Annotated in this window: 14 protein-coding genes; all 14 read left to right on the top strand. The window is 34.5% G+C overall.

Features of this window, described 5'->3' with window-relative positions; genetic code table 11:
- The first annotated feature begins 26 nt into the window (after positions 1-26).
- The 14 genes from P0M11_RS11215 (at position 27) to P0M11_RS11150 (ending at position 16033) form a co-directional block, all read left to right on the top strand.
- Positions 27-2231: a hypothetical protein gene (locus P0M11_RS11215; RefSeq protein ID WP_275625754.1), complete on the top strand. Its 2205-nt coding sequence runs from the start codon at positions 27-29 to the stop codon at positions 2229-2231.
- Between the two features lie 4 nt (positions 2232-2235).
- The gene (locus tag P0M11_RS11210) at positions 2236-5751 is read left to right on the top strand and encodes an HNH endonuclease (RefSeq protein WP_275625753.1); all 3516 of its coding nucleotides are present in this window, start codon (positions 2236-2238) and stop codon (positions 5749-5751) included.
- A gap of 11 nt (positions 5752-5762) precedes the next feature.
- Complete coding sequence (locus P0M11_RS11205; RefSeq protein WP_275625752.1) at positions 5763-6197, top strand: SMI1/KNR4 family protein; 435 nt, start codon at positions 5763-5765, stop codon at positions 6195-6197.
- Positions 6198-6216: 19 nt separating this feature from the next.
- A complete protein-coding gene (locus tag P0M11_RS11200; RefSeq protein ID WP_275625751.1) occupies positions 6217-6873 on the top strand; it encodes a hypothetical protein in 657 nt (218 codons plus the stop codon).
- 63 nt (positions 6874-6936) lie between these two features.
- On the top strand, positions 6937-8016 hold the full coding sequence (locus P0M11_RS11195; RefSeq protein WP_275625750.1) for a hypothetical protein: 1080 nt from the start codon (positions 6937-6939) through the stop codon (positions 8014-8016).
- A 6-nt stretch (positions 8017-8022) separates the two neighbouring features.
- Positions 8023-8520: an SMI1/KNR4 family protein gene (locus P0M11_RS11190; protein WP_275625749.1), complete on the top strand. Its 498-nt coding sequence runs from the start codon at positions 8023-8025 to the stop codon at positions 8518-8520.
- Positions 8521-8550: 30 nt separating this feature from the next.
- Positions 8551-9699: a hypothetical protein gene (locus P0M11_RS11185; RefSeq protein ID WP_275625748.1), complete on the top strand. Its 1149-nt coding sequence runs from the start codon at positions 8551-8553 to the stop codon at positions 9697-9699.
- Between the two features lie 4 nt (positions 9700-9703).
- A complete protein-coding gene (locus tag P0M11_RS11180) occupies positions 9704-10159 on the top strand; it encodes a hypothetical protein (protein ID WP_275625747.1) in 456 nt (151 codons plus the stop codon).
- A 133-nt stretch (positions 10160-10292) separates the two neighbouring features.
- A complete protein-coding gene (locus P0M11_RS11175) occupies positions 10293-11417 on the top strand; it encodes a hypothetical protein (RefSeq protein WP_275625746.1) in 1125 nt (374 codons plus the stop codon).
- A 4-nt stretch (positions 11418-11421) separates the two neighbouring features.
- Positions 11422-11820, top strand: coding sequence for a hypothetical protein (locus P0M11_RS11170; RefSeq protein WP_275625745.1), 399 nt, complete (start codon positions 11422-11424; stop codon positions 11818-11820).
- A complete protein-coding gene (locus tag P0M11_RS11165) occupies positions 11817-12080 on the top strand; it encodes a hypothetical protein (RefSeq protein ID WP_275625744.1) in 264 nt (87 codons plus the stop codon). Before P0M11_RS11170 ends, P0M11_RS11165 begins: the two co-directional genes overlap by 4 nt.
- A gap of 60 nt (positions 12081-12140) precedes the next feature.
- On the top strand, positions 12141-13262 hold the full coding sequence (locus P0M11_RS11160; RefSeq protein WP_275625743.1) for a hypothetical protein: 1122 nt from the start codon (positions 12141-12143) through the stop codon (positions 13260-13262).
- Between the two features lie 5 nt (positions 13263-13267).
- The gene (locus tag P0M11_RS11155) at positions 13268-13720 is read left to right on the top strand and encodes a hypothetical protein (protein WP_275625742.1); all 453 of its coding nucleotides are present in this window, start codon (positions 13268-13270) and stop codon (positions 13718-13720) included.
- Positions 13721-13903: 183 nt separating this feature from the next.
- On the top strand, positions 13904-16033 hold the full coding sequence (locus P0M11_RS11150) for a hypothetical protein (protein ID WP_275625741.1): 2130 nt from the start codon (positions 13904-13906) through the stop codon (positions 16031-16033).
- Positions 16034-16035: the final 2 nt, after the last annotated feature.

Here is a 16035-nt window from a genome sequence, read left to right as displayed (position 1 = left end):
TTGTTGACAAAAAATATTGTCGAACTATGCCTGGAACAACATCTCCTTCTTTGCCCACTACTGCCGACAGCCATGGCCGCAACCTTAGACCTGAGCTCCGCGCAGAATCCTGGTTCTTTCTGGAAAACACCAATTACTATCAAACTGCGGGTAACCAGTTTGGAGTTTTAGACAGCACTGTTTTTCGTACCACTTCACGGATCCAGTTTACTGGAAAAGTATATTCTATATGCTCCGGACAAATTTTCATCCAGCCTCATGGAAGTGATGCCACAAAAGTAAATCTTATCCTGAAGCCTTTCAGGCAGCCCATAAACGGACTGCCCATAAAGTACATTGTTTACAGGGGTCTGCAAAAGGACAATTTCTTTGATGCCAACGACATAGTGCTGGACCAGGGTAACGCCAAGGCTACGGGCTTAACTAAAAGGATCTGGAAGGAGTTTGAAGATTTTTACGCAAACAACACCGCACTTACCAAGCCTCCTTTTAAAGCTTGGCTAATAGGCTTTCCGAATCCTGGTGCAGCAGCTACGGAACAGCAGTCACCGGAGGACTATATAGACGATTATTTCTTTAAGCTATCCAACCCAGACAGCCTCCCGAATGAGCCGCAGAAAAAAGCCTTTGAACTTCCCATGATTCCTGGCGGCACTTACATTGGAGATGCCCAGGGGTCCTTAGGTATTGATATTGTATTGAACGAGGGGGATTTTACGATAGAGAACGACCCCAACCCCTTTACACTGAATCTATCCTATGCGCGGGCAACAGATCACACGCTGAATACCTCTTTGGGTGCCACCGAGTTTCTAAAGAAACTCATCCGGGAAAGCGCTACCCAATTTATTGATATTGCCGCTTTTTATGGCCTGCATGCCCAGGGAAAGGGCAAAATATATCTGCAAGCTCCGGCCACCCCTGCTAACACCCCAGATGCGATTTACAACCTTATCAGTAACTTTCAAACAAAAAACACCGTTTACTTATATATCCAAAGCAACCGGCAGCGATCTTATAACTTTTATGGAAATTATGCCGAATCGGCGGCCAATCCCACCAACATCAGAATCGGAACAGATGGAAATAGTTTGAATGATTCACTCTTCGAGCAGAACTGGCCCCTAAGGCCGTTTGATGGGCAGCCACAGGTGGCTCTGCAACTGACCACCGATAATAACCCGGCATCGGCCCTGTATGTAAAACAGGGGCTGGTGTCGCCGGACAGCTCTCATGAAGATTATTTCTTCAGAGATAATAATCTACTACAAGAGCAGGGTACCGGCATTAACATCAGCTTTACCAAACCCATCACTTTTATTGTGCTTCAAACTTCCACGGCGCAGAAAATTGCCTGCCTGATACAGCTCGTATATGAGGGAAAGCAGATATCAGTAGCAGAAGATATTGCTACCGGCGATCCCAATGTACCCACCCAAACTGTGTATCGCAATATGAAAGATATTGATGACGTCTTTGGGTTGATCAATATAGAAGCACGCATAAAACCTCCCACAGATTCGGCACTCCATTATATCGTAGACCAAAACCTTCTACTCATTAATTTTGAAAATAAGACAGGAGGTCACGACATTGCTACAGTTACAACCAAACGTACTGAAGACCGCGTTCTGAAAGATAACAACCAAACCCTGGACCGCGTCACCTACGAAACCCTGTTGAACGACATTCGGCAAAATACAGGCTCTTTCTTCCAAAGCCTCTCTGCCTACAAAGACAACTCCAATAGCGGAGTAATAACCTTTAGCAAAGACCGGAATAATTATTATGAACCAGAAAGCCCATATTATCTGCAAACAGAAATTTTTACAGGTTCAGACGGCACTACTATTACCGGACTCTCACTACACTCCAGCGACGGAGCCATCCCGAGCAAGAAACTCCTGGGAATAACCCAAGGGGAAAACAATCAGGTAAAATCACTGGTCACACAACATAACCTGAACAACCCGAAAGTCTATTTTAAAAATGAACTGGAGGACGAGGAAAGCTACTACACTTCGTCTGAAGGCACCCAGTACCGAAAATACAGCCTCTGTATTTTGGGCGAGAACCAAACCGGAAATCTCGAATTTTATGAACCCACCCCAAAAATCTATGTGACCACAATCGACAACCGAGTCTATGGCAGTGAGGAGTATAGCCAGTGGGTACCGATTAGAGCAATTACCAGAAGTGACATCGTAACGGAAAGAATTAAAGAAATTTAGATTTATGGTGGAAGCAGTATTAATATACGGTAAAAACATCCCAATAAGGCTCTCGGGAAATTCAACTTCCATAAACGGCGGCAGTTATTCCATATCGCCTACAACTTATGGATTAACTGGGAAGTTATCGGAGTTTAATCTTAATAGTACTCATTATATATATGTAAGTGAGATTAATTTTTATCAAGGCCACGCTAGTGAAAGCAGAAGTGGTTATGTTAAAGAAATGGCATACGAAGAATACCGCAAAACAAAGAATCTTGCAAACCTAAAAAAAACAGATAATTGGTTTGACGAATTTGAGTTTGTAAAGGAAGGAGATTTATTTAAAATTGAAAAAGTAGAATTTAATGGTTATGAAACTGCTAACTATTCAAAATACTTCATCCTCAAAAAAGCAAAATTTAGAATAAATAATTTGCAGATTGATTTTTCAAATTTCAACGAGTACCCACCAGAAAATCTTAATTCCAGCAGTCCTAACTATTGTGAAATAGAAATTTATGATGCAGACATACAGAATTCATATTCCACTATAGATGAGGGACATTTCTTTACAAAGAATTTCAAAAATAAAATTAATACTGTAACGATTGGTGATGCAGCAAAAGAAGTAATCTATGAGGGAATAATTAAAATTTGCTTTAGAATTCATTATATTGTTAAAGATGTTTTAGAAATTTTAGCTTTTGCAACTCTGTCTGAAATTAAGACCTTTCTTGGTAGTATTTCTTCCGGTAATAACGCAAGAGTTCAGATTAATAGCGCAACTACATTACCGTCGGGTTTAAAATTTACAAGAACAGACAAGGCCATAGCCCATTTATTGCTCGATTGGGGATACAAGGATTTTGCAAGCACACAAGAGTTACCTTTGGAGGTGGGCAGTGAACAATTTTATGGTGGTTTTTATACACCGTATGAAAATTATTATAATGCTGTTGTCAATTTTTATTACAATCTCATTGGAAAAGATGAAAATTTAATTTTTAATCCTCCTGCAGGAGCTCCAATTTCTTGGTTGTCTACTGATTTAGAGGCTCAGGACGTAAAAAGAATGCAGTATTTGAGCACCATTTTACCAGCCAGTGCAATTACCTTATTATCTATAGATGAAAGAATCAGAATTTTACAGGATTTTGCAACGGGAAATATTACAGGAAACAAAGAAGATATTGTCTTAAAAATCTTTCAATCCATCCCTATAAATCATCAGGATGCCACTTACTTTTTGAATAAGCTGCAAACTACCATGATTGTTGATGGCAGTAAACAATATACTTTGTTTGAAAAACTTTACGATAAGATAAATGATAGTATATTATTTTTTGGTGAAGATAACAGACAAACTCTAATGCTGAATACATTTATGTTATGGTTTATTTCAGCATTTAATCCTGCAATTAATACTAACGATTTTGAAGATATTACCACCCAAGACCTCGATGCTATTGATGCTGCATTGCAAGGTTATCAAAGTGATCCGGTTATCATCCCATATTCATCAGAAAAATCCTTTGGTTTTTATATAGATAATATGCAGTTTGAGTTTGTTGCAGGTAAAATAAGTGTAAACCAGGAAAAAATAAAAATAGCACCTACTTACAATGCAAACCAAAATCCGGTTCAAAAGTATTACGAAACCCTTGGGGCATACAAATATTTCCAAGCCGTATCACTAAGCCAATACAAGGAAGACGATGTAGCCATAAAAATCCCTTTTGTAGATATCAACCAACCTGGACAAGAGAAAACCGCCATTTTACCACTGTTTTTCTTAAAATATATGGATGATTATGGCGATACCCAAGATTTATGGAACGGAATCGGGCTGGCTTTGGATATTGGACTTACTTTTACAGGAGTTGGAAATATTACAAAATTACGGCATTTGCGGCATCTCGGGAAATTTGGAAGAGCTTACCGCGCGTACAAAAGAGGAAGCCAAACAGCCGAGGTTCTTTTCACGATAAAAGGGGTTTGGACAGGAGTACAAGGAGCTGCTGCCCTTATTGAAGTTTCTTCAAGTTTGGTATCTGCATATTTAAGTTATTATACTGGTAATTGTTCAATTTATAAGAATCATGTTACAGCCAATATTAATGACACTACACCTCAAGGGCAAGTTCCTGATGACTCCCAACAGAACAATGAGTATAAGAGGTGTAAAAAGCTGGATGAAATCTTGTTTTGGATACAGATTGGGTCTTTAGGATTAGATGTTCTTGCCAGTAAAATGATCCGTAAAAGAGCGAAAGAGTTAAGTGATTTAGGATTTCCACAAGAATTTGACAACCATCCATTGCTTAAACAATGGTTTAATGACTTAGATGGCGCAGAGAGTGATAATTACAGTAATTTTTTACAACAAATTCCTTCTATATCACGACAAGTGATCGAAACCAAACTACTTCCAAATGCCACTTTCCAAAAGAAATTTTTAGATGATTTCGGTGCATTAGGAAATGATGAGCTTCTTGCTATGATGGAGCTGATGGCAAAAAATAACGGTGCTGCGGTGGATAATTGGCTATTAATGCTACAAAACACCATAGAAGAAGAGCGAAAACTATTGGCATATCTTGAAAGCAGTACATTAACCAATTCTTTAATACGGTATTATGATGAAAGTAGTTTGAAAAATATCTTGAAAAATTTAGAAGAGAGTAAAAAACAATTTTTCTTAAAGGAATTTGGAAATGTCAATTCAGATTTGTTTAATAAGTTTCTTGAAAAACCGCAAGCCATAAAACGATGGAGTACAGCTCCTTCGCAAACTAAGTTAATAGCAAAAAAAGATCCAGAATTATGGTTATATATTGTTGATGACCTACCTATTGGAACAAATTTTTCTAAAGTTCCAGGTAGTTCCAAATGGGAGCTTGTTGATTTAGACGGAATTGTACATTTTAGAGCTGAGCTTAATGGCCCACCACCTAAAATAAATTTTGCAAGCTACAAAAAATTTAAGAAGCTATCAGTCTTGCAGCAGGCCAATATTCAAAATCAAATAAAAAGCACATTTAGAAGTGGTTCTGTATCTTCTGGAAATGCTTATATATCCACGAAATCTCATTTAGGTAAGCAAATACCACGAAGTAATAACGGAATGGGTGTTTCACCTGATTTTAAAAATTTAGAAATGGCTTTTCATCCATCTCCACCGCCTTATATATTAGGTAATGGAATTCCAAATATTTCTGGATTAACGGAATCCTTTGGCAGTATAATACAGAAGATAAAAAGTACTGGCGGTGAAGTTAAAATACCTATAACTGGACAAGGAGATAGAGCGGTAGATTTTAGAAATGCATGGAAAAAAATGGGAATTAACTATAAAGATGGTGAGGTTTTAATGAAAGAATTAGAAATGACATGGCATCACGTAGATGACTTGGATATTAACATGAATTCAACTTTACAATTAGTAACAAGAAAAGCTCATCGTATAACAATACCTCATTCTGGGAGTGTAAAAGAGTCGGATATTCTCTATGATTACATTAATAATAATTTATAAATAAATAATTTATGCAAATTAGCTTTAGCATGAGATCAAATTCTCAACCAATAACCTTATCAGATCTAATTTCATTTGAAGCAATATTAAATGCAACGCTTCCTCAAGATTACAAGCAACATATGCTGTCTTACAATGGTGGTTTAGTTATACCAAATGAAATAAGGCATATAAATTATGATAGTGCAGATCACGGCATTTCTGATTTTTATCCTATTAAATATGGATTTGATATAATGGAAAATATTTTTTCTGATTTGAATGGAATCATTCCTAGCGGTTTTATATCGATTGGGAAAACCCGAGGTCAAGGCGAAATAATTATGTCATTAATAAATGATAGTTCATATGGAAATATTAAGGAATGGTATCCGGATGGTTTTAATTATGATCTGTCTCCTTCTTTTACTCAATTATTAAATGATATGATAGAAAGTGATGAATAGAAATGTAAATTCTAATTTAATGAAAACAACCTACAATAAAGAAAACTTACAAACTCATTTAGAAGAAATAAAACCTACTGGATATACTTTGGAATCTTTTGAAAATGAGTTTTTTTATACTAAAAATGAAGCATCAAGAAAAATCACAATTACACTTTTTTATGATGAATACTTTCCTCATGACGTAATCTGTACGGGTATTTCTGTTTCAATTTTGTTTTATAATGTTGAACAAATTTTTCATGATGTGTATGTAAATAATCCAATATCAGATTTTAAACATACCTTAAATAAAACAAACTCTTTTAAAAAAGGTTTTACGTATATTTTAACAACTATCGAAAAAAACAAATTAAAGAATACAAAGGTATTTGATGATGCAAGTTTTGCGCAGGTAAAGCCTTTGCTCGAACAAATGATCAATGCAGCAGTTAGTTTTGTTAATCAAAACCAGACATTACAAGACTTTTACGATCTTGGTGAAACAATGAATGAAGATGATCAATTAAATTTTTATATCCATCCGGCATCATTCCGAATGGCTATTGTAAAAAAGTTACTTAACCTTCCTTATACTATTTTTTTACAGAATGAAATCAACCTATATAATCAACATAATATGAGTGATGTTTCTTCTTTTGCTGTTGCATTAAAGAACCATTTAGACAGTATTTAGTCAATCACAGTTAATCAGTTTGGTAAGAAGAAAATCGATGACTTTATTGTAATTGTAACCAAATTGCTGGCTAATGCTACTTTGCAACAGAAATTTTTAGATGATTTTGGTGCATTAGGAAATGATGAACTTCTTGCCATGATGGAGCTGATGGCAAAAAATAACGGTGCTGCGGCGGATAATTGGATACTGATGCTACAGAATACTATTGAAGAAGAACGAAAACTATTGGCATATCTGGAAAGCAGTACATTAAGCACGGCATTAATAAGATATTATGACGAAAGTAGCCTGAAAAATATTTTGGAAAAATTGGACGAGAAAGTAAAACAGAAATTTTTAAAAGACTATGGTAATTTAGACAACTCCTCTTTTCAGCTTCTAACCAGTCATCCAATTAGGTTAGAACTTATTCTTGATTTTCAAAATATTCATAGATCTGCAAAAAATGCTTACAATGAGTTAGATATCATTAGAATTATTCGGTCAAACTTGACTGATAATCATATTGGAACATTAAAAATAAGAAATAAGATAGAATGGGTAGATGTTTTAAATAAATATCCGTTTAATATCAACTTTACTCCAATAAATAAAAGTTACCTTGATTCGATTTCAAATCGAATTATGAATAGTCTGTCATTAACAAAGCAGAAATTATTAAAGGGACGAAACAGGTTGTTTATTAAAACTCAAGTTTTTGATGATAATTCATTGGTAAATGAATATCATGAAATATTTATATCAGGTAATAAACAAGGAATAGAAAATATCTTTAAAGTAAATAACCAAGTCGTTTATCCTTCTGTAAACGTCAACGGGCAAAACTTTACCATTATTAACCAGAATTTTAATTTTGATGATTTTGATGATTTTGCAGTGAAAGCAATTGATGATGAAAACATAAGCCGATTTAATGACACAGAACTTAAATATGTTTTTCACTTTTTAGAAAACCGATGGAATTCAGGAAACCGATTTGTCATAGAAATGGAATCTGTCCTTTATAATTGTACATCTTGCCAGCTTTACTTGCAAGCATTGAAAGAGTATGGTAAAACGAAAGGAAAAGACATCAACATTATTTTTAAAGCACATCCTAACGCCGTGAGTATCGAAGAAACAAAAACAATACAAAACTAGAAAATTATGATAATAGAATATTTAAAATTGTTACAAAATAACCCTTCATTAGAAATTAACCGTTCAGGACAATTTAGTACGATAAACGGTATTTCCGAAGCCGAAATCCAGCAATTAGAACAACAGTACAACGGAGGAACACCATTTCCAAAGGCATTGAGAGAACTATTATTTTTAGCGGGTAATAGTTGCTATGTTTTAGAGTATGGATATAAAGAAACCAATAACATACAACAGGAATTACAAGAAGAAGCTTTAGAAAGTATTATACTTTATAACAGAACATTTAACAGACCATTTTATGTAATTGAAAGTTATGATGGTGCGGAAATAATCACTTTGGCCTTTTTGGATGAAGGAGACAATCCCATGGTATATACGGTGTATTTACCAGAATTAAAATACGATAATGCAACAGCTTGGTGTACAAGTATAGGAAAAAACTTGAAAGACTTTATCAATACACGCATTGATAAAGTAAAACAGGGATTTACTCCTTTTTAGAAATTTAATATCAGCTTGTAGCTTAAATCTATGAATTCAAGAACACATATAATTTTTCTTTTTCTACTTTTCTTTTTACCAATAGGAGCAACAGAAATTTGGAATTTTCCAAAAACTGGATTTAAACAAATACATCCTACATCCAGACAAGTCATAGAAAGTAAGTTATTAGCCAATGCTACCTTCCAAAAAAAGTTTTTAGATGATTTTGGTGCATTAGGAAACGATGAATTTCTTGCCATGATGGAGCTGATGGCAAAAAATAATGGTGCTGCGGTGGATAATTGGCTATTAATGCTACAAAACACCATAGAAGAAGAGCGAAAACTATTGGCTTATCTGGAAAGCAGTACATTAAGCAATTCTTTGATACGGTATTATGATGAAGATAATCTAAAAAGTGTTTTAGAGAAACTAACAGCTGATAGAAGACAAAAAATTTTAGAAGAAGTAGGTAATAATATCAGTTATTTTAACAGATTTAAGCAAGATTCTGACTTATTAGAAGGCTGGATAAGATATAGATACGAACCTAATTTCAAAGCAGCGTTTTCTAATCTTAGTGCTAATGAAGTAGAACTTTTTAGATTTCTACAAAAGTACGGAGACATACCAAATGATGCCTTCAACAACTTAAAATTACCTTATGAAAACGTAACAGTTGAAAATAAATTCAAGCAACTTTTAGACTTTCCAGATGCCACGCATGATATTGCTTATTTCAATAAAAGAAGGGCAGAAATGTTGCCTCCGGATTTTGCTGATATTGCGACAAAAAACATATACCGAGTTCATGAGGTGGATAGCATTATTCAATTGGAATTGCAATTTGGTGGTGTTGCAAAAGCATCGTTGTCTCATCAAGCCGGAGACGTAATCATGTTAGGAGGAAGTCTTCATGGAAAAAGTCTAGATCCAATGGGGATCCCTCAAAGTGCCGTTAATGCTTGGCAAGGTAATTATGCCATTCAACTTGAAAGATTTGAAAAGGCAATTGATAAGCATTTTAAAAAGATTCATACTCCTGATCCTGGAAAACCGAGTTTAGACAAGGTTGTAATTGATTTTAACAATATGGATCAAATAAATCCCAATCTAAAACAGCATGTGTTGGACTATATACAAATAAATCATCAGCAATACGACAATTCAAATTACTTAATAAAACTAAATTTTTAATATAATGTCAACAACTTTTATAGATTTCCAAAATGACAAAGGTTTTTACATTCATGAAATCTTCATGCAATTAGCAATGCATTACATTAATCAGGAACTTATAAAACCTATATACACGCTAACGAACAAACAAACTGTATTAGACAGTTTGCAATTAGATATTGATGGTTTTACATCAGGATATTTGGTTTTAACATGGGATAATTACTTAATAAATTCATCAGAAGAACAAACCATGATTTCAGTTTTGCAAAATGTAAAAACCACTTTACAAAATAAAGGAGCATTCATTTCTGTAAGTGAATTGCAAGCAATTCCAACACAAGATTGGTATTTCAAAGTTTATTACAGAAAGCCATTTCCAACAGCAGAATTAATCAAAATTATTGATGTACTCATACAAATGTTGCAAGGAACTTGGACATCTACTAACTATGATATGAAAATAAATTACAAATAATGTTTCGGAAGTCTCTATATTTTTCTTTTTTGTTTTCCTCTTTTCATCAATAGGAGCAACAGAAATTTGGAATTTTCCAAAACTTGGATTTAATCAAATCCTTCCTACATCCAGACAGGTCATAGAGAGTAGATTGTTGGCGAATGCAACTTTACAACAAAATTTTCTGGACGATTTTGGCGCGTTAGGTAATGATGAGCTACACGCCATGATGGATATGATGGCAAAAAATAATGGTGCAGCGGTGGATAACTGGATAAATTTAAGAGCCTTAAACATAAACCCTGAGTATAAGAATGCTGAAGTTTTAGCCGACAATGCTTTAAGCAGTCGATATGTAAATTATTATTCTGTTCCAAATTTAAAAACTGAACTACAAAAATTTGATGGGATTTCCCGGTTAGAATTTATGAAAAGTACTGTTTCACAAGTAACTCCTTTACCTGATAAAGGATATTTGAGCATGTGGCTGAAAGTGAAGATGCAAGGAAATTTAGCTAATTACCAAACAGAAGAAATATTAAGAAAATTTGAAAATTTTGATGATGCACTTTTAGACAAGGCAGTTTATGAAATGGCACATACAGGACAAAGAGGAAAGGATGTGCGGACACCCATTAACCAAAATGCTGATGATATTATTACACAATTTAAGCCGATTTTGGAAGACCCTAATAGAGTCTGGGCATCTAAAGAGATGTTATCACCATCATGGGAAAGATGGCGGAAAAGCTATTTTTATAAATTTATTACCAATGTCGGGAGAAAATTTGAAGAATTTGTTAATGTGCGATTTGCAATAAGAAATTCTAGTGAATACAATGCCTTACAAAATTGGATGATTAGTAATGGCATCGGAAAAAACTTGGATGACTATGATTTGTTCACAAGTGTACAATTAAAATATAATGCTATCGGAAACTACTTTGTTGCAGATCAGGTTTTTGTGCAGTATATTAAAGTTGGCAAGTTTAAAAAAATTGATGACATTATAGTAATTGAAACCAAGTTAAAGCAAACTACTGCAACATCTGCCAACCAAAAAGCCGCGATTAATGCAGCATACGATGGCAATTTTTCCGGTTTTGAAATGAGGAACAACACCAGAAAATCGAAATACTATGATTATGTTGTGGCGGATGAGAGTCATGGTAACTTTAAATTTAATGGGCAACCAACCATCATTAAGGCATATGATTTAGATAATGGAGAAGAAATCAGTGGTTTCAAAAGATTAACCAATCTAGACAATAATTAAAAATATGGAAACTACCTATAATAAAGAAAATTTACAAGTTCACTTAGAACAAATTAAACCTCTTGGATACACTTTAGAATCTATTGAAAATGAATTTTTTTACACTAAAAGTGAAACACAAAGAAAACTTATTATATCTCCAATGTATAGTGATTATTTCCCTCATGATATAGTCTTTTCATCAGTCTTTTTAGATGTATTATATAGTGATGTTGAGCAGATATTTCATGATGTGTATGTAAATAATCAAAATGTAGATTTAAAACATTTTTTAAATGAAACACCAACATTTTCCAAGGGTTTTTCAAGTGTTTTAAACTCTTTAGAAAAAAACAAATTAAAGAATACAAAGGTATTTGATGATGCAAGTTTTTCGCAGGTAAACCTTTACTACAGCAAATGATCAATGCTGCGGTTATTTTTGCTAATCAAAACCAAACCTTACAAGATTTTTATAATTTGGGAGAAGCAATGAATATTGAAAATCAAGCTAATTTCTACATACAACCATTGCCGCAACGTAAAATGATTGTAAAAAAACTTATAAATATACCTTACGATCAGTATGCTTTGGATTTAATTAATTTTTACTCTAACATAGAACCTGATATTCAAGAAGCAAATTTTATTCAAGTTCTTAAGAATCATTTAGATAGCATTTAATTTAGAAGATGTTTAAAAAATTCCTAAATAATATTTATAAGTTCTCACTTGTTTTCACAAGTGAGCGGAAAAGGAATTTGGAGTTTTCCAAAAACTGGATTCCAGCAAATACCACCCGCATCCAGACCAGTTATTGATAGTAAACTATTGACCAATGCTACTTTTCAACAAAAATTTTTGGATGACTTTGGTGCATTAGGAAACAATGAGCTTCTTGCCATGATGGAGCTGATGGCAAAAAATAACGGTGCTGCAGTCGATAACTGGATACTGATGCTACAGAATACTATTGAAGAGGAGCGAAAACTTTTACCATATTTAGAAAGTAGCACATTAACTAATTCTTTGATACGGTATCATGATGAAAGTAATTTAAAAAGTGTTTTAGAGAAACTGTCAACTAATAGAAGACAAGAAATTTTAGAAGAAGTAGGTAATAATATCAGTTATTTTAACAGATTTAAGCAAGATTCCGACTTATTAGAGGGATGGATAAGATACAGATACGAACCTAATTTGAAAACAGCGTTTTCTAATCTTAGTACTAATGAAGCAGAACTTTTTAGATTTTTACAAAAATATGGAGATATACCTCATGACGCATTTAAAAATTTAAAATTGCCTTATGAACAAATAGCAGTAGAAGATAAATTCAAAAGACTCTTGGATTATTCTGATGCCACGCAAGAGATTGCCTATTTCAACAAAAGAAGAGATGAAATGCTTCCACCTGATTTTGTGGATATTGCCACAAAAAAAATGTACCGAGTTCATGAAGTAGATAGCATCATTCAATTAGAATTACAATTTGGTGGCGTTGCGAAAGCATCGTTATCTCATCAAGCCGGAGATGTAGTAATGTTAGGAGGAACTCTTCATGGAAAAAGCTTGGATCCGATGGGAATACCGCAAAGTGCGGTCAATGCATGGCAACAAAAATTTACAAAAAACTTTAATAAATTCAAAAAAAATGCTATTGATGGACATTTTGCAAAAATATCTTCACCATTGCCCGGTAATCCTGCTTTAGATAGGGTTGTAATTGATTACAAAAACATGGATGAAATATCAATAGCGATTGGACAGAACTCGGATTATCTTAAAATTCAAGTAGATTCATATATACAAGCAAATTTTTCTCAGTATGATAATAGCAACTTTTTAATAAAATTAAATTATTAATTACTATGTCTCAGTCAAAAATGTTTTACAGTCAAAATAAAGGATTTTGGATTCATGAAATTTACATGCAGTTAGTTATGCACTATATCCATCAAGAACTAATCAAGACCCAATATAATTTCTCAAATAAACAGGATTTAGTTGATGATCTAGAGGACAATATAAATGGAATTTGTAGTGGTTACATTGGGCTTAATTGGGAAGATGTTATCGTAGCTGGCACTACAGAGGAACAAACCATGATTTCGGCATTGCAAAATGTAAAAACCACCTTACAAAATAAAGGGGCTTTTATTTCAGTAAATGAGTTACAAGCGATTGCTACTGATGTAATCTTCCCCAAAAACCGAAACGATCATAGATATGATTTTAAATTTGGGAAGATTACGAATTCTGTGGTTTTAGATTTGTGCTGGATGGCTTCTTTTTACCGTGTAGAAAGCAAAAATCCACTTTAACACTTATTTAACTGTTCCATCTGTCTTCCGATAGATATTATTGTCTAATTTAGAAAACAAATAGAATTCTTCAATGATATTGCTGAAATATTGTATATACATATTTCTAAACAGGATGAGGGTAAATAGGTAGGGAAAATGGTCTGTTAGGCATTCATTGTTGACAAAAAATATTGTCAAACTATGCCTGTAACAACATCTCCTTCTTTGCCCACTACTGCCGAGAGCCATGGCCGCAACCTTAGACCCGAACTCCGCGCAGAATCCTGGTTCTTTCTGGAAAACACCAATTACTCTCAAACTGCGGGCAACCAGTTTGGAGTTTTAAGTAGCACTGTTTTTCGTACCACCTCCCGAATCCAGTTTACAGGAAAAGTATATTCTATATGTTCCGGACAAATTTTCATCCAGCCTCATGGAAGCGATGCCACAAAGGTAAACCTTATCCTTAAGCCTTTCAGACAGCCCATAAACGGCCTGCCCATAAAGTACATTGTTTACAGAGGCCTGCAAAAAAATAATTTCTTTGATGCCAACGACGTAGTGCTGGACCAGGGTAATACCAAGGCTACGGGCTTAACTAAAAGGATCTGGAAGGAGTTTGAAGATTTTTACGCAAACAACACCGCACTTACCAAGCCTCCTTTTAAAGCCTGGCTAATAGGCTTTCCGAATCCTGGTGCTGCAACTGCGGAACAGCAGTCACCAGAGGACTATATAGACGATTATTTCTTTAAGCTATCCAACCCAGACAGCCTCCCGAATGAGCCGCAGAAAAAAGCCTTTGAACTTCCCATGATTCCTGGCGGCACTTACATTGGAGATGCACAGGGGTCCTTAGGGGTTGATATTGTATTGAACGAGGGGGATTTTACGATAGAGAACGACCCCAACCCCTTTACACTGAATCTATCCTATTCGCGGGCAACAGATCACACGCTGAATACCTCTTTGGGTGCCACCGAGTTTCTAAAGAAACTCATCCGGGAAAGCGCTACCCAATTTATAGATATTGCCGCTTTTTATGGCCTGCATGCCCAGGGAAAGGGCAAAATATATCTGCAAGCTCCGGCCACCGCTGCTAACACCCCAGATGCGATTTACAACCTTATCAGTAATTTTCAAACAAAAAACACCGTTTATCTCTATATACAAAGCAACCGACAACGATCTTATAACTTTTATGGAAATTATGACCTAAATGGGAAGAACATCAAAATCGGAACGGATGTAAATAATTTAATTGAGAAGCAATTCGGAACAGGAGGCTGGCCAATTGAACAAATAATTAACATCACCCCACAGAAAGTGCTCTTACAGTTTTTACATGAGAGAGAGTTCAATATCCCTATTTTATATTCACATTACAGAGATGTAGAAAATACCAAATCAGTTTATTATGCCACAAGCCAAGAACTGAATAACACTAATTCTACTAATTTAATTGAATATACAATTCCTGTAGAATTAACACTCGATGTAGTAAATAGTACATCTGTCTCAAGTCTAATACATGTCCGCTATGAAGGGATGAACCTTGGAATTGATAATTTCAATGTTTTTCCTCTTACGAGCAAAAGTAATTACCTTTTATTACATGCAATCTTTCCTAAAATAAACATTAGACAAAATTTAATTAATGAAGATAATGCCCTTACAGTTTTCGAAGATTATACGATAGTCCCTGTTTCATTGTTAAGCTATTCCGAAGTCTTGTTAACAAATTGCAAAATTATTACTGACTTAGGTAAAAAGCTGATTGCGCCGGGCAATCAAGCAACAAAAAATAGAAAAACCTTCATCACACATTGCTCCAGATATGCCGATGACTCTAACATAAAAAGCAGTCGGTTTCTTAATCTTGATAATCAAACTGAAAGGATTGAACCTATCAGGACTCTGGAGTTTATTTATAGTGAAAAAGGATTTAGTCTTCACTCCCACGTACTACAGGAAAACGGTGTAGATTTTAAAACACTTTCTCTTAGGTATAATGGCAAAATTATTAATGAGTATTTCCATCTCGGAATAACTGCTGAAGAACTAGGATCCTTAAATCAATTAATTCCTGCCACTGCTTGTAATGTACGATTTAAATTCAACGAAGAGACAAACTACAATATGGACTTTGAGAACGATGTGGTTTTCTACAAATTTTCGTTAGGAATTATCTTTGAGAATAACCTCGGTAATCTTGAAGAAATATTTCCTTCCCAAGGAATACATATCTACGGAATCAAAATTAATTTTCTTGCTTCAAAAGAATATGCGGAGTTTGAATATAAGGCAGTTAACGAACAAGTAACAGTGTAAAA

It is taken from the genome of Kaistella sp. PBT33-4 (genome assembly GCF_029194425.1).
Taxonomy (GTDB): Bacteria; Bacteroidota; Bacteroidia; order Flavobacteriales; family Weeksellaceae; genus Marnyiella.
The sequence above is the reverse complement of the archived record's forward strand: the minus strand, read 5'-3'. Positions and strand labels throughout refer to the sequence as shown.